This window comes from Endozoicomonas arenosclerae (assembly GCF_001562015.1).
GTDB lineage: Bacteria > Pseudomonadota > Gammaproteobacteria > Pseudomonadales > Endozoicomonadaceae > Endozoicomonas_A > Endozoicomonas_A arenosclerae.
The window spans coordinates 34,949-56,406 of record NZ_LASA01000051.1; the positions used below are offsets into that span (position 1 = coordinate 34,949).

23 protein-coding genes and 1 pseudogene are annotated in these 21,458 nt (G+C 47.9%); 13 read left to right on the top strand and 11 right to left on the bottom strand.

The window, feature by feature from the left end:
• Positions 1 to 71 precede the first annotated feature (71 nt).
• The gene (locus WG89_RS03360; protein ID WP_062261248.1) at positions 72 to 698 is read left to right on the top strand and encodes a glutathione S-transferase family protein; all 627 of its coding nucleotides are present in this window, start codon (positions 72 to 74) and stop codon (positions 696 to 698) included.
• 108 nt (positions 699 to 806) lie between these two features.
• On the opposite strand, the gene WG89_RS03365 is transcribed toward WG89_RS03360, so the two are convergent.
• The 4 genes from WG89_RS03365 to WG89_RS03380 form a co-directional block, all read right to left on the bottom strand.
• Positions 807 to 1,703, bottom strand: coding sequence for a M91 family zinc metallopeptidase (locus tag WG89_RS03365; protein ID WP_062261251.1), 897 nt, complete (start codon positions 1,701 to 1,703; stop codon positions 807 to 809).
• 60 nt (positions 1,704 to 1,763) lie between these two features.
• Positions 1,764 to 2,057: a PAAR domain-containing protein gene (locus WG89_RS03370; protein WP_062261254.1), complete on the bottom strand. Its 294-nt coding sequence runs from the start codon at positions 2,055 to 2,057 to the stop codon at positions 1,764 to 1,766.
• Positions 2,058 to 2,105: 48 nt separating this feature from the next.
• Positions 2,106 to 2,735: a DUF6931 family protein gene (locus tag WG89_RS03375; protein WP_153301406.1), complete on the bottom strand. Its 630-nt coding sequence runs from the start codon at positions 2,733 to 2,735 to the stop codon at positions 2,106 to 2,108.
• Between the two features lie 79 nt (positions 2,736 to 2,814).
• Positions 2,815 to 4,671, bottom strand: coding sequence for a type VI secretion system Vgr family protein (locus tag WG89_RS03380; RefSeq protein WP_062261260.1), 1,857 nt, complete (start codon positions 4,669 to 4,671; stop codon positions 2,815 to 2,817).
• 223 nt (positions 4,672 to 4,894) lie between these two features.
• Between WG89_RS03380 and WG89_RS03385 the strand changes: the two genes are divergently transcribed.
• The 8 genes from WG89_RS03385 (at position 4,895) to WG89_RS03415 (ending at position 10,403) form a co-directional block, all read left to right on the top strand.
• A complete protein-coding gene (locus WG89_RS03385) occupies positions 4,895 to 5,992 on the top strand; it encodes a hypothetical protein (protein ID WP_062261263.1) in 1,098 nt (365 codons plus the stop codon).
• Positions 5,937 to 6,506: a hypothetical protein gene (locus tag WG89_RS03390; protein ID WP_062261267.1), complete on the top strand. Its 570-nt coding sequence runs from the start codon at positions 5,937 to 5,939 to the stop codon at positions 6,504 to 6,506. Before WG89_RS03385 ends, WG89_RS03390 begins: the two co-directional genes overlap by 56 nt.
• 48 nt (positions 6,507 to 6,554) lie before the next feature.
• Positions 6,555 to 6,989, top strand: a complete 435-nt coding sequence (locus WG89_RS03395; RefSeq protein WP_172806696.1) for a hypothetical protein — start codon at positions 6,555 to 6,557, stop codon at positions 6,987 to 6,989.
• A 44-nt stretch (positions 6,990 to 7,033) separates the two neighbouring features.
• A complete protein-coding gene (locus WG89_RS31970) occupies positions 7,034 to 8,710 on the top strand; it encodes a hypothetical protein (RefSeq protein ID WP_245662864.1) in 1,677 nt (558 codons plus the stop codon).
• The gene (locus WG89_RS32680) at positions 8,707 to 8,835 is read left to right on the top strand and encodes a hypothetical protein (RefSeq protein ID WP_281177674.1); all 129 of its coding nucleotides are present in this window, start codon (positions 8,707 to 8,709) and stop codon (positions 8,833 to 8,835) included. Before WG89_RS31970 ends, WG89_RS32680 begins: the two co-directional genes overlap by 4 nt.
• A 177-nt stretch (positions 8,836 to 9,012) precedes the next feature.
• Positions 9,013 to 9,231: a hypothetical protein gene (locus WG89_RS31620; protein WP_216638429.1), complete on the top strand. Its 219-nt coding sequence runs from the start codon at positions 9,013 to 9,015 to the stop codon at positions 9,229 to 9,231.
• 159 nt (positions 9,232 to 9,390) lie between these two features.
• Positions 9,391 to 10,197 (top strand): DNA/RNA non-specific endonuclease, encoded by an 807-nt coding sequence (locus WG89_RS03410; RefSeq protein WP_062261273.1) that lies wholly within the window; start codon positions 9,391 to 9,393, stop codon positions 10,195 to 10,197.
• A gap of 8 nt (positions 10,198 to 10,205) precedes the next feature.
• Entirely contained in the window at positions 10,206 to 10,403 is a 198-nt protein-coding gene (locus tag WG89_RS03415; protein WP_062261276.1) for an immunity protein YezG family protein, read from the top strand.
• Here the strand turns inward: WG89_RS03415 and WG89_RS30200 are convergent.
• The 4 genes and pseudogenes from WG89_RS30200 to pip form a co-directional block, all read right to left on the bottom strand.
• Complete coding sequence (locus WG89_RS30200; protein ID WP_153301408.1) at positions 10,400 to 10,555, bottom strand: hypothetical protein; 156 nt, start codon at positions 10,553 to 10,555, stop codon at positions 10,400 to 10,402. The two genes, WG89_RS03415 and WG89_RS30200, sit on opposite strands and share 4 nt — an antisense overlap.
• A pseudogene (locus WG89_RS31625) lies at positions 10,548 to 11,021 on the bottom strand (IS1595 family transposase); the annotation flags it as partial. The gene WG89_RS30200 and the pseudogene WG89_RS31625, both read right to left, overlap by 8 nt.
• On the bottom strand, positions 11,000 to 11,473 hold the full coding sequence (locus tag WG89_RS32850; protein WP_216638430.1) for a transposase: 474 nt from the start codon (positions 11,471 to 11,473) through the stop codon (positions 11,000 to 11,002). The pseudogene WG89_RS31625 and the gene WG89_RS32850, both read right to left, overlap by 22 nt.
• Before the next feature lie 109 nt (positions 11,474 to 11,582).
• Positions 11,583 to 12,536, bottom strand: a complete 954-nt coding sequence (gene pip / locus WG89_RS03425) for a prolyl aminopeptidase (RefSeq protein WP_062261279.1) — start codon at positions 12,534 to 12,536, stop codon at positions 11,583 to 11,585.
• A 346-nt stretch (positions 12,537 to 12,882) separates the two neighbouring features.
• On the opposite strand from pip, the gene WG89_RS31635 reads away from it, so the two are divergent.
• Entirely contained in the window at positions 12,883 to 14,556 is a 1,674-nt protein-coding gene (locus WG89_RS31635) for a CAP domain-containing protein (protein WP_062261282.1), read from the top strand.
• 68 nt (positions 14,557 to 14,624) lie between these two features.
• Here WG89_RS31635 and typA read toward each other — a convergent pair whose 3' ends face one another.
• The 3 genes from typA to WG89_RS03445 all read right to left on the bottom strand — a co-directional run bounded on the left by typA (position 14,625) and on the right by WG89_RS03445 (position 17,465).
• Positions 14,625 to 16,439: a translational GTPase TypA gene (gene typA, locus WG89_RS03435; RefSeq protein WP_062261283.1), complete on the bottom strand. Its 1,815-nt coding sequence runs from the start codon at positions 16,437 to 16,439 to the stop codon at positions 14,625 to 14,627.
• Positions 16,440 to 16,484: 45 nt separating this feature from the next.
• Entirely contained in the window at positions 16,485 to 17,177 is a 693-nt protein-coding gene (locus tag WG89_RS03440) for a BUD32 family EKC/KEOPS complex subunit (RefSeq protein ID WP_062261286.1), read from the bottom strand.
• Between the two features lie 105 nt (positions 17,178 to 17,282).
• Complete coding sequence (locus WG89_RS03445; protein ID WP_062261289.1) at positions 17,283 to 17,465, bottom strand: hypothetical protein; 183 nt, start codon at positions 17,463 to 17,465, stop codon at positions 17,283 to 17,285.
• Positions 17,466 to 17,524: 59 nt separating this feature from the next.
• Here WG89_RS03445 and msbA point away from each other — a divergent pair, with 59 nt between their 5' ends.
• The 3 genes from msbA (at position 17,525) to WG89_RS03460 (ending at position 21,416) form a co-directional block, all read left to right on the top strand.
• Positions 17,525 to 19,366 (top strand): lipid A export permease/ATP-binding protein MsbA, encoded by a 1,842-nt coding sequence (gene msbA, locus WG89_RS03450; RefSeq protein ID WP_062261292.1) that lies wholly within the window; start codon positions 17,525 to 17,527, stop codon positions 19,364 to 19,366.
• Between the two features lie 123 nt (positions 19,367 to 19,489).
• Positions 19,490 to 20,935, top strand: coding sequence for a bifunctional D-glycero-beta-D-manno-heptose-7-phosphate kinase/D-glycero-beta-D-manno-heptose 1-phosphate adenylyltransferase HldE (gene hldE / locus WG89_RS03455; protein ID WP_062261294.1), 1,446 nt, complete (start codon positions 19,490 to 19,492; stop codon positions 20,933 to 20,935).
• Positions 20,936 to 21,044: 109 nt separating this feature from the next.
• A complete protein-coding gene (locus WG89_RS03460; RefSeq protein WP_153301409.1) occupies positions 21,045 to 21,416 on the top strand; it encodes a VOC family protein in 372 nt (123 codons plus the stop codon).
• Positions 21,417 to 21,458: the final 42 nt, after the last annotated feature.

Here is a 21,458-nt window from a genome sequence, read left to right on the forward strand (position 1 = left end):
TCAATGATAAATTCATAATTCACTTTCAGCTGTTATAAGCTGCAACAACAATAAACACCCGGATTCTTCCGATGATAAAATTATACGGCTTTGGTCAATCACGTTCCTTTCGTGCACTCTGGGCCCTTGAAGAGTCTGGTGTTGACTTTGAATACACCAACATACGAATAGGCAGTTCAGACGAAGGTGGCTCCCAGCATCCTTCTTACCTGAAGATCAATGCCCAGGGCAAAGTACCCACACTAGTGGATGGCGATCTGGTTTTGACGGAAAGTGCTGCCATATTGAACTACATCGGCTCACTGATACCTGAGAAGCAGCTGGTTCCTAACCAGACACCTGCAGCCCGGGCAAAGTACGATGATTTCTGTTTTTTTGTGCTCTCAGACCTTGAACAACCCCTCTGGTCAAAAGGTAAGCACTCTTTTGTACTGCCCGAAGAGCATAGAATTGAGGCGATGTTTGAAACAGTTAAGTTTGAACTTTCACGGTCCATGAAAGCACTGGATCACTACATGGAAGGCAAAGAGTTTGTTTTAGGTGATCAATTCAGTTGTGCCGATATACTGTTAGCTCAAACCCTGAACTGGGCAGATCGGTTCGAGTTTGATGTTCCCAAACAGTATCTGGAATACAGGGACCGTTTGTATCAGAGACCTGCATGTCAGAGAGCAATTGCTAAGACCAAATCAAAATAGGTATGAGCGCATAATATAATCATTCGTCACTCGGAATGACGAATGATTCTCACAAAAAAGTAGACTGGTTGAATTTGATGTGCCAGTCTTTTCCATAACATCTGACGATCAGCCGTATCTCGCTCTTAATGCAACACCCGCATCTTGCCTGATCTGATTTTCACTGATTGCAGCCCCATTCCAGGGCCCCAGCCCAACACACATGTATTCATAAAGCACTGTAGAGAAGTGGGCTGAGTCTTCACTATGACTGATCTGACCACCACGCATATTGTAATAATGATGAATCAGTTCATGGGCTAAACCAATATAAGCAGGCCTTAAACCTACTGCATTAAAATTCTTTCTGGGGTCGTAGTAAACACGACTGTTTGTTCCGGGTCCACTGACAACTGGCATGCCACCATTGGTAGCCAAAAATATCATGATGGCATTCTTCATGTCATTCTTATCATTATTGGCCAACCCATGATACAGGGGCCTTTGATAAGTCAACCAGCGCTCCACATCCAGATCCAATACCCCCATATTGTTAGGGGCATTGGCCACCAAACCCCTCAACCGAAACCGGGGAACAGCGCGAAGTTGATCTTTCAGCCAGGCATAGTCATTTTGATGACCCATGGAAGTGATTTTAATTTTAAGCGCATTGACCAGCGTATTGGTGTCACCGGATCCGACAGCAACAGCAGAACGGACTCGAGCATTATCTCCACCCAGACAGGCACACTCATTAACGCCCCAGCCACCGTTCCATTGTCTGGGGGCAACAATGCCAAGACGTTTTCCGTTTCCGACGCCCTGCAGGATAGCGGCTATGAGATTATTTCCGGTAGGCAATGCCCTGATCGTTGCAAGATCACGAGCTACACGACCCTGAAAGTCATTTATATGGTGGTTGCCGTTGGGGGATTCGGCAATACCAATGCCGTTTGAATTTCCCAGAGGGAGAAAGCCATCTGCATCAGCGGCATGCAGGGTAGGATTCCAGTACTTTGCAGGCATATCGACATCCTTTTCGTTATAGCTAACCCGGAACTATCCTTTTCCGGGTTTATGAATGAATCAACCAATCAAAACAGTAGGAGCTCCAGCAACAATTTTACCGCCATGAGCTGTACCATCTCCCAGCCTGGCTGCAGGTTTACCACAGATCATAACGGTACTACTACCTGCAGCAATATTATCAGGTGGCCCTACGCAGACACACATACTGCCCACAGTAGCTGCGGGCATATTGGCTATCAGAACAGTTGGGCCACCGGGAGTAACAATCGGACCTCCTACATGAGGTACTGGACCTGGCTCAACTTTTGGACAGACATGCATGTCCGTCACTCTTGCAGCAGGCATTCCCATAACATTCTCCTTTATTCTTTTTCTTAGCTCGCTTTATTCCCTTTACTCTCAATTAGCAACGGCTTGTTCACTGTCTTCAGAAAGGAGGAACTCAAGAGGATTATCATGAACTTTTCCTCGCCCTCCAGCCGCTAGATCCAACCCCTGACCTATAAACCTCAGATATCGTTCATTGATGTCATCTTCAGAGGTATCTGCCGCAGCCAGGCATATAGAACCGGTTACAGCGTGAGCAAATAAAAAAGGTGGCGGTGGCACCGGAAAACTATCACTTTCGTTGACAGATCCCGTACTCCAGTAAGCGGCCATGGCCGCCCAACTGTCTGGTGTTTTATGCTTGGCTTTTTCTGCCAGTTTATACGCCTGCAGTCGGTAGTCTTCAGCGGGTTGCTTGACCCAGGCTTCTGTCACTGACAATGTCTGCTGTCTCAGGCTTTCAGTTTCGGGGGTATGAGAAAACCGGGTAGACAGGCAGGCCCACCATACCGCCTCCCGCTTGGGAAGTCCGTGAGCAATAAAACGAACACAGTCAAGATACTGATTCTGCTCCAGCAACTTCTGGACAAAAGGGGCCGGCTGGATTCCGGGAGACAATAAAGCTTCGATCTCTTCATCCAGCTCATAACGTCCGGTTACTTCTGCTGCTGTTTCTGCGTTGATCTTAACCAGGTGTTTCATACAACCAGAGTCCTCCATGTAAAGCGTGCCCTGTACAAGCCCAATAAACGATTGTTTTTCTATCCGGGCACGATTTACCTCAGTTAATTTTAACCAGAGCCCCTTTGACATTCATCATGGCACCCGCCTTGATATCCATCATGGCACCGGCTTCCGTCTTGGTATTGGCTGAAGACTTGGAATTGATATTGGTCCCCTTAAGGGTGATACCGTTAGGATCAAGGGTGATAGACGATGAGCCCACTTTCAAAGTGATCTTGCTCTTGGATTCAATGGTGATATCACTTTTTACCGTGGTCGTCTGAGTGCCACCCACATCTTTGGTTTCATTCCCATTCTTGACCGTGACACTGCGATTTTCAGTGACTGTGACATTTTGATGGCGCTCGACGGTTTCGACATTGTCGTTGTGGACGACTACATTCCAGTCTTTGCCCGCTTCAAAGTAAATCTCTTCACTGCCCTTTTTGTCGTCCAGACGCAGTTCATTGAATTTACTGCCTTCAAACTGACTTTTAAAGCCACTTTGGGTCTTGGAATACCCTGGCCCAATATTGTCACTGTTATAAAGTGCACCCGTAACAATAGGTCGGTCAGGATCACCACTGAGGTATTCCACTACCACTTCCTGGCCGACTCTGGGTACAAAACTGGCACCCCAGTTATTACCCGCATAGGGTTGCACAACCCGTAACCAGCCACTGTTCTGATCGCTTTTCCAGGGAAACTGCACCTTGATCTGGGTGTACTTGTCGGTACTGCCCTGCTCTGCTGAGGCTTTCACATCCAGAACTTTAGCCACATCCGGGCTGCTCACAACACGTCGAAAAGCATCGGAATCCGGCGGCGTATAGACCGAGTCAGGCACACAAGTAAAAGAGTTCGAATAGCCTGACTTCTGATCATTACCATCAACAACGGTATGGCTGATGGTGCGCACCAGATATTTACCCGACTCCGATTCAATGGTGTGGTCAATTTCAAAAACGCCTCCGGCAAAAAGCTCCGGGCAGGCACTGCTGCCACTGGCAACATCCGACGATCCTTCATGGGCCAGCAAAGTATTTTTCACTTTCTGCTTGAAATTGGATTCTGTCAGTTTGTCGGTATGGTCTTCCTGCTTTTCGTAATGAAAGCGCCCGTAATATTCTTTTAACGGCCGCTCACCTTTCAAAGCATTGTTGGTAGTCTTTTCTGTAGTGGTTTTCTTGAACCATTCAGAGGCAGAAAAAGGCAGATAATCCCTGAACGCGACTTCGGAGGTATGGTAACCGTAGTTCCTGACCCAGCTGTAAATGCTGTTTTCAAGCGGGTTGCTGCCCCCTTCCGAATAGGTAATGGCCTGGGCCAGAGCGGTGGGATAGGAACCGGCCTTGTCTACCAGGCAGAAAGTATGTTGCCCATCGGAGTGTTCAAAATAGTAACTGACGCCTTCCTCTGCCAGCACACGGCTGATGAACTCAAAGTCACTCTCTTCATACTGAACACAATAGCGACGTTTCAGATAAGTGCCCGTGGTATTGTTCTTCATTCTTACGGCACTGTAATCTTTCAGAACATCGGTGATGATGTCTGAAAAACTCATATTCTCAAAGATCCGGTTTTGTCCGCCCAGCTTTGTAAACCAGAGTGCTGGGACAATGGTGGCCTTATAGGTTCTCTTATTACCATCAACAATGTCATGAGCTGTAAATAGGCTGATATGCCCATGAAAAAATCGGGGGGTCTCGGTCGAACCACCATTCAAAGTCAGGGTAACAGGCTGCCCCATGATTTGAGCAGGTGTAATTTCAAGCTTGTCTGACTGCATTGTGATAGTGAATTCATACAGCGATGACAGGATTTCGCTTCCCCGGAGCCTTTGCACAATGAAAACATCATTACCCAAAGGCGTATTGATCGTAACTAGACGGTTATTTTGGGACAGTGAAGACATTGACTAACATCCATGATTACTTTTGTTTTTCTTGTCCAGCTTCATATAGACTGCACTCTCATAATACCCTTTCTCTACAGAAAACAAAACGAATAGAACATACATGCTTTACCGGGAACATAAACTGCCTATGGTAGCACTTGGCAAAAAACGCTAATATCACGCCTCAAATTTAAGCAGCGACAGCTATAAACTAGAAACTGTCTTAGCCAGGGAGTAAGGCATGCCTGTATGGAACCCGGCATCTGAGTTAATCAATGAGACTCTGTTCAATCGACAAGGTGATGCATTTTCACTAACCACAGAACCTTTTAATTTTCAGCACAAACAACTAATGCTTCAGTCTGTAGATGAAGCCTGGGATTTTCTGCATGAACTTGAACATGAGCAATATTCCAGCCTGGAAAAGCGTCTTGAAGGTCATCCTGCCCTTCAATCAAACTATGTCAGCAGCCCCATTCACCTGATTGCTGATGCCCTGGCCAGGGGTGACTTTAATATCTTTATCACCCACCGTGACCAGACCGAAAACCTGAAAAGGATTGAAGCGCTCTACAACCAGATCAAGCTCAAACTGGGCCAGATCATCGCCAGCGAAAAAGCCGAAGCCCTGGCCATTGACCAGAAATATCAGTTGATGAGTGCGTCTGAAAAAAAACAGGCGAACGCCGGAAGCTTTGGCAAAGGTCTGAAAGACGCTGGCACCTCGTTCCTGATCTGGACGAAAGATGTCGTTGAGGTGATCTCCCCTCTCTTTCGTTCCATCCGACAAATTAAAGCCTATAGGGATACCCCTTATGAAGGTTCCGTGTTTGAATGGCTCAAAAATGTCGACCAGACCTACCGGGAGAGTAACTACAAAGAGCTGGTAGAAGCCCTGGGCTTTGACCCCAGAAAGATCGATACCCAACAGTTCCAGCAAGCCTGGGAAATCACCCAGATTGTCTGGGACGACAAACAATGCCAATCACTATTAACCCGGTTCGCCAAAGATTACTACCGCGCCCAGCACCCCACAGAAGTCAGTGAGTTTGCAGGCGGTGCCGCCTTTGACATATTACTGACCATCGTCCTCACCCTGCTCACGGGAGGGGCCGCCATAGCGGTCATGGCCGCCAGCAAGGCTCGCCTGATCCGCCAGATGAAACAGCTGGGCGAAATATTCAAAGAACTGGCCAGCCTGCTGAAAGAAGTTGACCGGTACATTCCCAAAACATCCATGCGCAGTCGTTCAACGGGGAATATGATTGAGGATCTGCCGGTGGATGACCGGCCTGCTCCCAGGGTTTCGGCTCCTCCGAGGGGGGGAAGCCAAAGATAGTCATGATCAAGACAATCAGGAGCCTGAAAAGGCCGCCAAGAGCAACCCTCTATCTGATCCTAAAGTCGCAAAACAAATAAAGGAAGATTCTTTAGCAATTTATGGGTACTCACCAATCGAAGGTAAAGGACTTGACAAATTCAATATCGATTTTTCAAACCCGGAGCAAGTTTCTAGCGCAAGAAAGAAGCGTATTGACTATTTAAAGAATCTTCAAAAGAAAAAAACAGCTCTTATAGAAGAGGTAAAACAACTACAAAATGAGGGGATGTCGCTTGAAAGTATCGCTAGATTAAAAGTGGAAAATAGGAATAAAAGCAGAATTGATTCATACTTGAAAAGTAATAATCTGGATGGCTTAAAGTCAATGCAAGAGCGAAATCTAATAGAATATGGTAGAAAAGAGGGGCCAACTGTAGAACAACTGTTTGAGAAAAAAGGTTCTTGGAAAGCAGTTATCTTTGGCTCCGTTAAGTCAAGTAAAGCAATGGATATTTTATTAGGATTAGATTAGGTGGTAGTGATGTACTTAAAATATTTTCATCAAATGGTGAAATGTTGTTTGTTCGATAAAAATATCGGAAAGGGTGGAGATCTTCGTTATATAGAAGACTTAAAAACTTCGGGATTTTGCTCACAAGGTGAATTCGGCTGGATTGCTATTTTCCCAGAAAATGGAAATCTGATTTGTCAAATAAATTCCATTAAATGGCATTTATTAGACGATGATGTAGATGTAGAGTATTTTCACGATTATCATAAAAAAACAACAAAATTCAGCATAAAAAACAATAAAAACAACTTTGATATCAACTATAAAAGCTGGTGGGCAAACAGGGATGATTTTGATATAAATCCAATGGCAGCAAGTTCAGAAGAAGAAAATTCTGAGGAAGATATTTTTGGGTATATTAAAATGCTAAAGGACAATCAGGACTCTGCTAGTAATTTGAATAGGCTCTGGAGCAACAACCTGTTGGGAGAGTCAGGCAGGTGAGTCAGGAGTGAGTCCGGGACATCCACAAATTAAATCAAACCATAGTGCCATTACACCCCAGTACTGGCACTCACTTAATACTCAGTGACCAGACTCAAAACCTGAAAAGGATTGAAGCGCTCTACGACCAGATCAAGCTCAAGCTGAGCCAGAAATATCAGTTGATGAGTGCGTCTGAAAAAAAACAGGTGCACGCCGGAAGCTTTGGCAAAGGCTTAGCCGATGCGGGCATATCGTTTCTGATCTGGACGAAAGATGTCGTTGAGGTGATATCCCCTCTCTTCCGCTCCATCCGCCAGGTCAAGGCTTATATTGATACCCCCTATGAAGGCTCTGTATTTGAATGGCTTGAAAAAGTCGACCAGACCTATCGGGAAAGCGAGTACAAAGAGTTAGTGGAAGCCCTGGGCTTTGACCCCAGAATGATCAATACCGAACAGTTCCAGGAAGCCTGGGAAATCACCCAGATTATCTGGGACGACAAACAATGCCAGGCACTGCTAACCCGATTCGCCAAAGATTACTACAAGGCCCAGCACCCCACAGAAGTCAGTGAGTTTGCAGGCGGTGCCGCCTTTGACATATTACTGACCATCGTCCTCACCCTGCTCACGGGAGGGGCCGCGATAGCCGTCATGGCTGCCAGCAAGGCACGCCTGATCCGCCAGATGAAACAGCTGGGCGAAATATTCAGAGAACTGGCCAGCCTGCTGAAAGAAGTTGACCGGTACATTCCCAAAACATCCATGCGCAGTCGTTCAACGGGGAATATGATTGAGGATCTGCCGGTGGATGACCGGCCTGCTCCGAAGAACAATCCTCCGCCCAGGGGAAATACGACTCCTGAACAACCGGAGGTGGAGACCAAGCATCAAAAAGTCGCGCCTTCCGACTTGAAAGATGCAGTTAACACCCTGAAAGATCGACGGAATCAGATCGCAGAAAGGGGCTACCAACCCAAATACAGTGATGCTGATCTGGCCAGAATCGTACAGCAGGACAATATTGCCAACGAACGTTTCCAGGTACGTTTTATGGAGCAGGGTTACCTGCAGGATAGAAATACGCCCGACCTCCCCCTGAGCGGCAAAATGGGACAGGTCATGAAAGGTACCAACGGAGAAGGCGCCAAATACTGGTCCACCAGTTTTGACCAGATTGAGGATGCCGACACCGATCCCAGACTGATCAGCGAAAAACTAGGCCTTGAATACAACCCCGACAAACAATACGCTCTGGTAGTCGTAGACTCTGAAATAGCCGTTCCCCTGACCGGGGTCAAAAGCGTACCGGCCACCTTCGACAATCTGGGCGAGTTTGCCAATACCGAATTGCCTGATGATTTTCCAAAAAGCTTTACAACACAGGTTATGACCCCAGAGTTCCAGGCTCAATACACCCAACACTACAACGCAGCAGTAGAAAGTGGTGACTTGCCCAATGCCTGGTCAAGGGATACAAAAGCGTTTGGAAAATATTTACAAAGCACCAATGTATCCGGTGAAGATCAAGAGTTACTGATCACACGCATGAAAATGCACGACAAAATCGGCAATAACCAGGACTATATGGGCAACGGCCTGACCAAAGACATCAACCCTGAGTCTCGCAATACTTACGGTGCTGTGGAAACCCTGAATTTTGAACGCCGGATTGTCAACCTGAAACAGTTGGACGACGCCGATGCCATTGTGATTATCGAGGAGTTGAAACCGATATGACTGCTATCCAGAAATACCCTTTAAAACCGGCGCTGCCAAAGATTGCCCGGCACGACCAGCTGCCTGCCGGTGCTATCGAACTAGCCCGGTTGCAAGATACAGAGGGCCATAAAGACCTTTATTAATTCGTACAGCGTAGTCAACAACTCTCGATTCTGGCGTCTTATGTCATTCACCGGAAGACAGGGAGTCAGTACTACTGTGATCAGTTTGACTTCCCCCTCAAAGCCCTCAGCTGGTTCCCCACAGCCCTGGCTGAGTTTCAAAAACCGCCTGCAGAAGGCGGGCTGCATGCCGGAGCCATGACCAGTGCCGATGAAGACGTGGACGGTGAAATGCTCTGTGTACAGTCAGCAATCGAAGGCTATTACATAGTCAATCGATCCCGGCAAAGCCCGCTGGGTTTTGGTGACTCTTATATGCCCACTGAAATATCACTCAGCTACCATCTGCTCTACGACTTGGGCTTACTGGCGTTATGGCAACAGCTGGGAGAGAAGTATGAGCGCGGTGAGTTGTAGTTCGCCAAAGAATACTACAAAGCCCAGCACCCCACAGAAGTCAGTGAGTTTGCCGGCGGAGCCGCTTTTGACATATTACTGACCATCGTCCTCACCCTGCTCACGGGAGGTGCGGCTTTTGCAGCTGTTGTCGCCAGCAAAGCACGCCTAATCCGCCAGATGAAACAGCTCGGCGAGCTGCTCAAGGAACTGGCCAGTCTATTAAAAGAAGTTGACCGGTATATTCCCAAAGCATCCATGCGCAGTCGTTCATCGGGGAATATGATTGAGGATCTGCCGGTGGCTGATGGGCCTGCTCCCAAGGTTTCGGCTCCTCCTCGGGGAAGCTCTCAAAAGCCCTCACCTGAAAAGCCTTCGAAAGGCAAGTTATCCTTTGCTAAGAATAAAGACACCTCTACACTAAAGCCAGCACAAACTCCTCAAAAGATAGTTATCGAACTTGATGCAGGAAAGGCTTCAGGCAAAAAAGGAATAAAAGGCACATGGCATGAACAACTTGAGAACCCTGAACCAAACACTGTTTATAAAGTAACTTCATATCATGATGGTGTCCCTGCTACATATACGTATGAAACTGATAGTAAGGGGCGCACAGTCAAGGTTACAGGAAAACTGAAGAAATCAGCCATCACTGTTCAAAAGGAAAGAGATAAACTTCATAGGAATACCACCACACAGAGTAAATATGGTGGAGATGATCCTAACTATGATGGTGGTCACCTGATTGGTACACTTTTCCAAGGACCTGCTGAGAAGGTTAATCTGGTTCCTCAGCTCAAGGATCAAAACCGTCATGGAGAGTGGCGGCAGATGGAGAAGGAGTGGGCTAAAGAGTTAGATAAAGGTAGAGAAGTTGAAGTAGAAATACTGGTAAAATATCAAGAAGGAACAGGCACCCCAGAAATTATGTATAGTAATTATTCAGTGGATAATGGCCCAATCACAGAGAGAGAATTTAGGAACTGAGGTTAATCATGTTTGATAACATTGATGATATTTACAATCATATTGGTCAGTCTATTTTTGAGGCGATTTCAGATGAATGGTCGCGAGCTTGGCTTGTTGCTGTTATGGAAAAGCCCGGAAGTTCAATTAGTTTTGTACAACAACTCATAGGTTCGTCAGGTGATGTCAAAAATTATAGTGTAAATAAACGAGATGGACTGCCTTAAGTCTCTTCCAATATGAAATGAGCCTGAAGAAGGGGCTGGTTTCTAACATGAAATGAGCCGACTTCAGCACTGTCGTTCATGATGAGGATATGAAAATCATCATGAACACCCATTTCATCAAGGCTCTTAATGGATTCCGGGGAGTTATCCAAACAACACTCCCAGAAGACCGGTTAGAGCTGCTTTCCCGCGCTTCTTGATATTGTGCAGGCACTCGAAGAAACCCAAATACAGCGGTAACTTCTCTTGTGATATACCCCGATGAGGACGCAACCAGGAACGCAACAGCGACCAGAACCCCTCCATTGTATTCACATGAATCTCATGAAAACCGTCGCCGTCCTCATCTCGTGCATATTCACCGGCTCCATGGCAGACAGATTTATGGCCATAACCCCATTCTGCCAGTTCGTTGTAAATCGCGTATTCATCCGTGTACACCAGAGTGCCTGGCTCTATAGTAGCTCTGATCAGTGGCTTGATGGKTGCCCGTTTAACATTKGCAAGCATMCGGATCMCTACCTGGCCMCCTCGCTGAATCMTMCCAAAGATGGGTGGTTTCTCTTTTTCCAAGGTTCCTCGGCCMCGMGCAGCTCTCAGKCTGTTTCTTCGTCCTTTTCGWCGTTTTTTTTCMCAGCCTCTGGATGMCCTTTGTGGCCAGCCMCCACATAAACCTCATCACATTCTACCTCMCCMCTGAGGACTMCCTCAGGGCGCTTATCGTATACGGACTGCCTGAGTTGCCGAGTCATTTTTTGTACGTCMCTTACGTTCAAATCGAGCTCACGGGCGATCTGCTGATTCGAAAGATTGAGTGACATCAGGTGCAGACAGCTTACCCACACTTTCAAAGGCTTATGGYGTCCTGAAAAAMCAGAAAGTGTCAGGTCATCAAAACGACGCTGACATTCTTTACAAGAATATCTCTGTCTGTCAGGCTGTGAATCGTCCTTGCCTTGGCGGGTTATGTCTGAGCTGGCACAGTGTGGGCATTTCACCCCGTCAGGCCAGCGAATCTGGCGTATCTGKTCAAAGCACTTGGCGTTGTCGAGGAGGTCATAAAGTTTCATGWCACTTTTGTACAAGAAAACGKCTTCTATTCATAGTCAAATAACTCGTCCTCAACCAGCTCCCCAGAATCCATTAAGAGCCAAAAGAAAATAAATCAAAAAGCTTCAATCAACCGAACTTAACTGCCAACTGGTCAGTAGCAATAACCAGGGCATCCACAATGCCTGGCTCGGAAGAAGCATGACCTGCTTCCCGAATCACTTGCAGCTCGGCTTCAGTCCAGTGATCAGCCAGCACCTGAGCATTATCCAGTGGACAAATCATATCGTAGCGACCATGAACAATAATGCCCGGAATCTGGTCGATGTATTTCATATCCCGAATGATCTGATTGGCTTCAACAAAGCTGTCATTCATAAAGTAGTGGGCTTCGATTCGGGAAATAGCCAGAGCGTTATGGGGCTCGCTGCAATACTCCTCAACATCAGGACAAGGTTTGAGAGTACTGATTCTCCCTTCCCAAAGCGCCCAGTGCTTGGCAGCACTCATCCGTGCCAGCTCATCATCTCCGGTCAGGCGCTGATAATAAGCCTTCAACATATTATCCCGCTCACTCTCCGGAATAATTTCTTCAAAATGCTTCCAGTGATCAGGGAAAACTCTCCCGGCACCACTCTCGCTGTAGAGCCAGTCAAAGTCCTTCTGCCGGGACAAGAATATGCCCCTGAGCACCATGGCCATTACTCGCTTAGGGTGGGCCTGAGCATAAAGCAGTGAAAGCGTTGAACCCCAGGAGCCGCCAAACAAAATCCAGCGCTCAATACCCAGATGCTCTCGAATCAGCTCCATATCAGCAATAAGATTCTGGGTCGTATTGCCTTCCAGTTCAGCATGGGGAGCCGAACGACCACAGCCTCGCTGATCAAACAGGATAATCCGGTACTTCTCAGGATCAAAAAACCGGCGCGCCTTTTCTGAACAGCCAGCTCCAGGCCCACCGTGAACAAACAGCACCGGAATCCCCTCAGGGCTTCCGCACTCCTCCACATAGACCTGATGAACAGCATCCACAGCCAGTTTAAAGACAGAGTATGGCTTGATAGCCGGGTAAAGCGTGCGCATGAACCTTCCTTCAGAAGTCACTGAATCAAGCGAAGTCAGTCAGCAGTACAAACCCAGGAGCCTGACCGAGAATAGCGTCCGAGCATAAAATTCAGAAAGAACGGTCTATTCTCGGTCAGGCTCCTAGTTTGCTCCACCTCCATAACCCCCAACTCTCTACATTACTCTTAAAAACCATGGTTTTCCAAGAATTGTCACGGGTTTGAAAAATAGGGGCTGTTGAGGTTTTGTTTTCGTGCTCAGCAGCCCCTATGGGAACTTTTGCTTCCAAAATCTATCTGACTGCATATCTGATCAAGCCGCAAGGAGCTGGCTAGTAATACGAATTAATATTGGGCAGGACTCTATGAAACAGTCATTATTCCAGATCTCATATACATTACTGAAAAAAAGCCTGTTTCTTGCTCTGGCTTCAGTAAGCTTAATCAGCGCGGCTGCAACAGACTTCCAGCCTTATACAAGTCAGCTGGAGCTTCAGGAATACCTCTCCAGTCACAGCTATAAAACACCTGAAAGCTGTCCTCAAAATCGCTATCAGGGAAGTTGCTGGGCTCGCTCCATCATGAAAATACTTCATCCGGAAGAGCTGAGCCAGATATACAATCAAGTAGCGAGATTTCTGCCACTCTCCAAAGATAAAACCATCAATAGTGCAGCCTTACACCTCTACCTGGAGAGCCACTCTGCAGAAACACCGGAGGGCGCGACTCCAGGCGTACCTATCAATGATCTGAACCTGCAATTAGCCATTTTGCTAAAAAAGAGGATTATGACTGCAACCCCTCTTCCAAATGGACAGGTAGCCATTCAAACTTTCACAGGTTTTGCAGACGGAAGTTATGAAGTAGAAGAATATACTATTTCCTTATCCTCTCAGCCTGAAGAGCTGCACAATGCATTATTGAGTGCCGATATCAGCCTTTTTCTGACACCTGGCATTAATGGTCAACCTGGGCATGTTTTACCTATTGTCTTCAACTTCGAAGTTAATCAGACACCGGAAGAAGCCCTTTTAAGAGCGTCTCTGGACAGAGCCCTTAATAGAATAGTGGACCGCCCAACCCGACTCATTGATATATTTACTGCGATAAGTGGCGATATGCCTTCTTTCTTTTTCTCAGGCCAACGTTTCGGAGCCGGCAAAGGTGGGGAACTCACTCAACTGCAGAGAGAGAGGAAAAGGCGTGAAGAGGCAAAAGCGAAAGCCAATCTGGAAAAAGAAGCGAAACTAGCCAGAAACGAAGCTGCTGAAAAATACCGCGAGGGTGACACGGCTCGTTTCTGTAAGAACTGTGCAAAAGGGGCAGCCAAACTGGGCATTATCGGTGCTGCAGCTGCTGCAACCTATAAGAAGTGGGAAACCGTTAAGGGCTATTTAAACAGGTTCTGGAATGAAATAATTGTTCCCCAAATGCCGTTGATCGCCCGAATGGATGGTATGGGTGTGAGAGGAAAAGCTGGAGATATCCCACCAGAATTAGCCAGCTATATGGATACCCTTCCCCAGAAAGGGCGTGAAGCCGGGAAATACATTTATTCCAAAGCGGATAACTACATTAGATCGGTCTGGGCTGCCAAGAGTAAAAACCAACCCACCCAGGGTTTTGCCTATCAGATGCTAACGGCTGTCAATGCTATCCGTTCCAAACCGCAAGTCTGTGGTACAACCCCTATGTCTGCAGTAGGAAAATTGAGATGGAGTCATTCTCTGGAAGCAGCAGCCTTCAAACATTCAACTGATATGGCAAGCCGAGACTTTATGGACCATACAGGCTCAGATGGGAGCCAGCCTGATCAACGAATTGAAGCACAAGGTTATCTATGGTCTTTTTACGGAGAAAACGTTGCAGCAGGTCAGTCTAGTGTCGACGAAGTGCTCAAAACCTGGATGAGCAGTGAAGGTCATTGTAAGAATATCATGAGCCCCAAGGTTATAGAGATGGGAGCCAGCTATGTTGAAGAAGCCTTCAGCGGGTACGGCATTTATTGGACTCAGGTTTTTGCTAAACCGAGATACTAAGAAAGCAGAACAATAAACTCGAAGATTTCTAACCGGGAGCCTGGCCCCCGGTTAGAATAGCCACTCAGTTACTTACTGCGACCAGCACGCTTGCGATCATTCTCTTTCAGGAACTTCTTACGAATACGAATATGGTTAGGTGTCACTTCAACCAGTTCGTCGTCGTCAATGAATTCCAGAGCCTGTTCCAGGGAGTGCTTAACGTGTGGTGTCAACTGAATGTTCTCATCAGTACCAGAAGCACGTACGTTGGTCAGCTGCTTACCCTTAATAGGGTTAACCACCAGATCGTTATCACGGTTGTGAAGGCCGATAACCTGACCTTCATACACATCCACATTAGGTGGCAGGAACAAACGACCACGCTCTTGCAAATTCCACAGGGAATAACCCAGAACCTTACCGTTGACCATTGAGATCAGAACACCATTCTGACGATGACCTACTTCGCCACCTTTTACTTCACCGTAATGATCAAAGACATTGGTCAGAATACCACTGCCTGAAGTCATGGTCAGGAACTGTGAGCGGAAACCAATCAAGCCACGAGCAGGCATGATGAATTCCAGACGTACACGGCCTTTGCCATCAGGCACCATGTTAGTCAGCTCAGCTTTACGTAGCCCCATCTCTTCCATCAGAGAGCCCTGATGCTGCTCTTCAACGTCAACCACTACCTGTTCGAAAGGCTCTTGCATGACACCATCAATTTCACGCACAACCACTTCAGGACGGGACACACCCATCTCGAAGCCCTCACGACGCATGGTTTCAATCAGAACAGACAGGTGAAGCTCACCACGACCAGACACCTTGAATTTGTCCGCATCACTACCCTGTTCCACACGCAGGGCCACATTGTGCAGCAATTCACGCTCCAGACGATCCTTGATATTACGAGAGGTAACGTACTTGCCGTCCTGACCTGCGAAAGGAGAGTCATTCACCTGGAAGGTCATGCTGACTGTTGGCTCATCAACGGTCAGAGGTGTCAAAGCTTCTACATTACTTGGATCACACAGGGTGTCAGAAATGTTCAGCTTGTCGATGCCTGTTACACAGACAATATCGCCAGCACGGGCTTCTTCAACATCGACTCGCTCCAGCCCCAGATGCCCCATAACCTTGAGGATCTTGGCATTGCGCTCGTTACCGTCAGCACCAATCAGACGGATCGGAGTAGAAGGCTTCAGCTTACCACGGGAAATACGACCAATACCGATAACACCCAGGAAGCTGTTGTAGTCCAGAGCCGAAATCTGCATTTGGAAAGGCGCATCTACGTCAACTTTCGGAGACGGTACGTTGTTAACGATCATTTCGAATAACGGATTCATATCTTCCGCCATGTTCTCAGGATCGTCACCGGCAATACCGTTCAGTGCAGAAGCGTAAATAACCGGGAAGTCCAGCTGCTCTTCAGTAGCACCCAGACGATCAAACAGATCAAAAACTTCGTCCATTACCCAGTCAGGACGAGCACCAGGACGGTCAACCTTGTTGATAACAACAATCGGGCGCAGGCCCTGCTCAAAAGCTTTCTGGGTTACAAAACGGGTCTGAGGCATAGGACCGTCAACCGCATCCACCAGCAACAGAACCGAATCCACCATGGACATAACACGCTCTACTTCACCACCGAAGTCGGCGTGCCCCGGAGTATCCACAATATTAATGTGGTAGTCCTGCCAGTTGATCGCGGTGTTTTTGGCCAGGATAGTAATACCCCGTTCCTTTTCCTGATCATTGGAATCCATGATGCGTTCTGCACCCTGATCCTTACGACCCAGAGTTCCGGACTGCTGCAGCAGTTTGTCAACCAGGGTCGTTTTTCCGTGGTCAACGTGTGCAATAATCGCGATGTTGCGTAACTTTTCTATCACTGTCTTTCTCTCTTGAAATCTTTTTGAGGCTGCCTGAACAGCCTCTCAGGAGCGGTGCATCACAGCCGCGACCTTGTCCACTGCTACATCAGCCAGCTTGGCGTAGGTGGCACAAAACGTCTGATCCTTAATCAGATACCGGACATCCCGCTCGTAACGAGCCAGATGATGTAAATTTCTGAGCCTCAGCTCTTCTTTCAAAGGCCTTTGGCTAAAGCGCATATCGGCAATATCGATCAGCCCGAGAGTGCCATCTGGCAACTTGAGGATATTCCCCATATGAAGGGAGCGAAAATAAACGCCCCTTTCATGCAAGTCAGCTATATACTCTGCCACCTGCTCTGCCAAAGACCGGGTTTCCTCTTCATCCAGAACAGGAAAAACCTGTCTTAGAGTCTGACCAGGCAAAGGTCGATAATGCACAGCCGTATTCTTGTACCTTTCCAGACGATAACAGCCAATGATGTCAACAGTTTGAACGCCTCTTGCGATCAGCTCAGAAGCATTTCTGGCAAACCTTACTGAGTAAGGCCTCAGCCAGGCGGAGCTGATGGTGCTTTTAACCCGAAAGAGCTTTAGAAAAGTCTCATCCTTCAGCTTGAGGACCTTATAGCCAAAATGGTCCTTCTCAATCACCTCAGCACCTTCGGTCAGGGTTTGATAGGCCTCTGAAGATAACCGCTGCATACCACTCATCTGTGTTGAATACTCACTGTTACCGGGAAAAAATCTCGGCATTATCACCTGCCGGAAGCCAAAATTCAGCTCAAAGGCACCATGAAAGTGGGTACAAAATCAGAACAAGCTGAACTTTCATAGTAAAAAATGGCGGCCAATCATACCTTAGCCCGGAAAATTCATAAAGCCGCTTTGATCCGTATCAAGAACAATAGAACTAATGAACTGCCCGATTTGTAATGGGTAAGGCAAGTAAATTTCCGGGCAATACCGAGCAGAAAGTGCCCATAAAGCTATGCTAAAATCGCTTTTTGCAGGAAAAACCATGGTTTTCAGGTCAGTATCCATTGAGCCTGCAGCCAGATTCCTCCAGAATAGCCTCTCATTTTTAACCGATTACAACGGCCATGTCAGAACAAGCCAAGGCCGGAAGTCTGCAGATTTACCTGCGCCTTCTGAGCTATGTAAAGCCCTACTCGGGCTTTTTTGCCCTTAGCCTGCTGGGCTATGTCATGTTTGCTCTCAGTCAACCTGCTTTCGCCCGTTTGCTGGAATATTTTGTGGAAGCCCTGGAAGGCAGCTTTGCCACCATCAATAAGGACCTTGGGTGGGCTCTCCCAGCTTCTATCATGACCTCTGTGGCCCTGGTCCCACTGGTTATGCTGTCTATTGCCATATTCAGAGGCATAGGTTCGTTTCTGGGTAACTATTATCTGGCCAAGGTTTCGCTGTCAGTGGTTCATGACCTTCGCTGCCTGATGTTTAATCAGATGATCAAGCTGCCTAACAACTACTTTGACAACAACAATTCAGGCCACCTGATTGCCAGAATCACCTATAACGTTGGAATGGTGACAACTGCAGCCACTGATGCTGTAAAAGTAGTCGTTCGTGAAGGTCTCACTGTAGTATTCCTGTTTGGCTACCTGATTTTAACCAACTGGAAACTCACACTGGTCTTTATCGCTGTAGCGCCACTCATCGCTCTTGTAGTCAGCACCGCCAGTAAGCGATTCCGCAAGTTAAGCACCAAAATTCAAACCTCCATGGGCGATTTGACTCATGTCAGCTCCGAATCTATCAATGGTTACCGGGTAGTCCGTGGATTTGGTGGCGAGAGCTATGAAACCAACCGTTTCTTCACAGCCAGTGACCGCAACACCCGACAGGGGCTGAAAATGGTCAAGGCATCTGCCGTTCATACCCCTACTCTGCAGTTTCTGGTCAACAGTGCTCTGGCAGTGCTGTTCTTCCTGGTTCTTTGGCTCAAAGGCGATGCGACCACCGCCTCTCTGGTCAGCTTTGTTACAGCGGCTGCCCTGTTACCTAAACCTATTCGTCAGCTCAGTGAAGTGAACGCCAATATCCAGAAAGGTATTGCTGCTGCAGAAAGCATTTTTGAAATGGCTGACCAACCTTCTGAACCTGATAATGGCACCTTTGAGAAGGAAGTAGTGAAAGGCAAACTGGAGTTTCGTAATCTGGTGTTCCAATATCAGAATGCTGAAAAGCCAGCCCTGAACAATATTAATTTCACGGTCAATCCGGGTGAAACCATTGCCCTGGTCGGGCGCTCCGGCTCCGGTAAAACCACACTGGCCAACCTGGTTCCCCGCTTTTACACCCATGAGCAGGGGCAAATTCTACTGGATGACACCCCTATTGACGAATATGGCCTGGAGAACCTCCGCAGCCATATCGCTTTGGTGGATCAGAATGTCACTCTGTTTAACGACACAGTTGCCCGCAATATTGCTTACGGTGATCTCCGCGATAAGGATGACTCTGATATACACCTGGCAGCCGAAGCAGCTCATGCCAATGAATTTATCAAAAATATGGCTCAGGGCATGGACACTCTGGTCGGGGAAGATGGCGTGCTGCTCTCGGGTGGTCAGCGTCAACGCCTGGCTATAGCAAGAGCGATCCTCAAGGACGCTCCTATTCTGATTCTCGACGAAGCCACTTCAGCACTGGATACCGAATCCGAGCGGCATATACAGGCGGCACTGGATGAAGTCATGAAAAACAGGACAACTCTGGTCATTGCCCACCGTCTCTCCACTATCGAGAACGCTGATCGCATCATTGTGATGGATAAAGGTGAGATAGTTGAGAGCGGTACCCATGCTGAGCTGCTGGCCAAAGAAGGCCATTACGCCAAACTGCACCAGATGCAGTTCCAGGAAGAGCAGGAAGAAGCCATTGAGGTGACACCTCTCAACTCTTCTCAGCCAGCAAAAAGCTGAACTCTTTGTACAAGCTGAGGTCTTACCATGATTACCCCTCAGAACGTTTTCATGGTAAACCTATCGGGAGTCCTGCCATAGCGCTTGCCAGGACTCTTAAGATACCCAAGTGGAAAAGACTGAATGAAACTGACTCTGCCACGATTTGATCAAGCCAGGGTTCTGGTCATCGGCGATGTCATGCTGGATCGCTACTGGCATGGCGGCACCTCCAGAATATCTCCCGAAGCCCCTGTCCCTGTCGTTCGCGTCAATCAGGTTGAAGACCGCCCCGGCGGAGCGGGCAACGTAGCCCTGAATATTGCCTCCCTGGGCGCACCGGCCTGGCTGATTGCCGCTACCGGCAATGATGAAGCCGCTGATTCCCTGCAGACTCGTCTGGAAGCAGCCGGGGTTTACTGTGACTTTGCCCGACTGGATAACGTCCCTACCATTACCAAACTCAGGGTCATCAGCCAGCATCAACAACTGATCCGGCTGGATCATGAGGAAGCATTCTCAGGGCTGAGTAATGATATTCTGGAAGAAAAAGCGGCCAGCCTGCTCGAAAACATTGGCGCCGTTATTCTTTCTGATTACAACAAAGGCACGCTGCAAAACCATCAACAGCTGATCAAACTGGCTCGCACCCAGGGTATTCCAGTTCTGGTGGACCCTAAAGGCACTGATTTTGAGCGCTATCGCGGTGCCACCGTCATTACTCCAAACCTTCATGAGTTTGAAACCGTTGTAGGGCCCTGCCAGGACGAACAGGAACTGGTGGATAAAGGCCACAAGCTCCTTGAAGAGCTGGAACTTGAAGCGCTTTTGATCACCCGGAGCGAGCATGGCATGACCCTGATTCGCAAGGGTGAACAGGAAGTTCACCTGCCTGCCAGAGCTCGCGAAGTATTTGATGTCACCGGCGCCGGAGACACTGTGATTTCCACCCTGGCCACTGCGCTTGCAGCAGGTGCTGAACTGCCCAAAGCTGCAGCATTGGCCAATATAGCTGCCGGTATTGTGGTGGCCAAACTGGGTACAGCGACTGTCAGCATGCCTGAGCTACGTCGTGAGGTGAATCGAGAGCTGGGTGCAGAGCGTGGTGTAGTGACTCCTGACCAGCTTAAGATTGCTCTTGAAGATGCCCGAGCCCACGGTGAGAAAATTGTCTTTACCAACGGCTGCTTTGACATCATCCATGCTGGCCATGTGGGCTACCTTGAACAGGCTCGTCAACAAGGTGACCGACTTGTACTGGCTATAAATAGCGATGCCTCAGTGAAAAGACTGAAAGGCGAAGGTCGCCCGATCAACTCTGAAGATCGTCGCATGGCCGTTCTGGCAGGCCTTGAAGCCGTAGACTGGGTCGTTTGCTTTGAAGAAGACACTCCCGAAGAGCTGTTAAGAATGGTTAAACCGGATATGCTCGTAAAAGGCGGCGACTACACCATTGATGAAGTGGTGGGAGCCCCCATAGTTTACGAATACGGTGGTGAAGTTAAGGTTCTGGCTTTCCTCGATAACTGCTCAACAACCGCCATTGTTGAGAAAATCCGTAAGGATCAGACTTCCGAAGAAACAGCCTGAGCCACCCTTCAGCAGGAGAAAGTGATTTACTTTTCTCCTGCTCTCTTCCCAAGCCAAGCCCCTCCTTTTATCCTGCTAACTTCTCTAACACCCTTTACAGGAGTTCAGCATGATCATTGATCACATCGGTTTCTCAGTCAGTCATTACGAAGAAAGCAAAGACTTCTACTGCAAAGTATTGGCACCACTGGGCATCGAACTCGTTATGGAAGTGAATGGCTGGGCTGGTCTGGGAGCTCACCAGAAGCCCGAACTCTGGTTTGGAGAAGGTGACAAACCTCAAAACCCCATGCACCTGGCTTTCAATGCCCCTGATCGTGCAGCTGTGGATAAGTTTTACGAGCTGGCAATAGCGGCAGGAGCTGTGGATAACGGTGCTCCGGGGGTTCGGGAGATCTATCATCCTGACTACTACGGAGCCTTTGTAATAGACCCCAATGGCCATAACCTTGAAGCTGTCTGTCACTCTCAGGAATCTTGAATTAGCAGGGTTCCTGTCAACTTTTCGACAGACTGACAATCT

Bases quoted from the DNA above. Each gene is read 5' to 3' on its own strand.
- WG89_RS03440 (WP_062261286.1), bottom strand. From the start codon at position 17,177: ATGCCGAGATTTTTTCCCGGTAACAGTGAGTATTCAACACAGATGAGT.
- WG89_RS03385 (WP_062261263.1), top strand. From the start codon at position 4,895: ATGCCTGTATGGAACCCGGCATCTGAGTTAATCAATGAGACTCTGTTC.
- WG89_RS03410 (WP_062261273.1), top strand. From the start codon at position 9,391: ATGAAACAGCTCGGCGAGCTGCTCAAGGAACTGGCCAGTCTATTAAAA.
- WG89_RS03375 (WP_153301406.1), bottom strand. From the start codon at position 2,735: ATGAAACACCTGGTTAAGATCAACGCAGAAACAGCAGCAGAAGTAACC.
- WG89_RS03445 (WP_062261289.1), bottom strand. From the start codon at position 17,465: ATGGATACTGACCTGAAAACCATGGTTTTTCCTGCAAAAAGCGATTTT.
- WG89_RS03460 (WP_153301409.1), top strand. From the start codon at position 21,045: ATGATCATTGATCACATCGGTTTCTCAGTCAGTCATTACGAAGAAAGC.
- WG89_RS03390 (WP_062261267.1), top strand. From the start codon at position 5,937: ATGACCGGCCTGCTCCCAGGGTTTCGGCTCCTCCGAGGGGGGGAAGCC.
- WG89_RS03415 (WP_062261276.1), top strand. From the start codon at position 10,206: ATGTTTGATAACATTGATGATATTTACAATCATATTGGTCAGTCTATT.
- hldE (WP_062261294.1), top strand. From the start codon at position 19,490: ATGAAACTGACTCTGCCACGATTTGATCAAGCCAGGGTTCTGGTCATC.
- WG89_RS32680 (WP_281177674.1), top strand. From the start codon at position 8,707: ATGACTGCTATCCAGAAATACCCTTTAAAACCGGCGCTGCCAAAGATT.
- WG89_RS31635 (WP_062261282.1), top strand. From the start codon at position 12,883: ATGAAACAGTCATTATTCCAGATCTCATATACATTACTGAAAAAAAGC.
- WG89_RS31620 (WP_216638429.1), top strand. From the start codon at position 9,013: ATGACCAGTGCCGATGAAGACGTGGACGGTGAAATGCTCTGTGTACAG.
- WG89_RS03360 (WP_062261248.1), top strand. From the start codon at position 72: ATGATAAAATTATACGGCTTTGGTCAATCACGTTCCTTTCGTGCACTC.
- WG89_RS03365 (WP_062261251.1), bottom strand. From the start codon at position 1,703: ATGCCTGCAAAGTACTGGAATCCTACCCTGCATGCCGCTGATGCAGAT.
- WG89_RS03380 (WP_062261260.1), bottom strand. From the start codon at position 4,671: ATGTCTTCACTGTCCCAAAATAACCGTCTAGTTACGATCAATACGCCT.
- WG89_RS03370 (WP_062261254.1), bottom strand. From the start codon at position 2,057: ATGGGAATGCCTGCTGCAAGAGTGACGGACATGCATGTCTGTCCAAAA.
- pip (WP_062261279.1), bottom strand. From the start codon at position 12,536: ATGCGCACGCTTTACCCGGCTATCAAGCCATACTCTGTCTTTAAACTG.
- msbA (WP_062261292.1), top strand. From the start codon at position 17,525: ATGTCAGAACAAGCCAAGGCCGGAAGTCTGCAGATTTACCTGCGCCTT.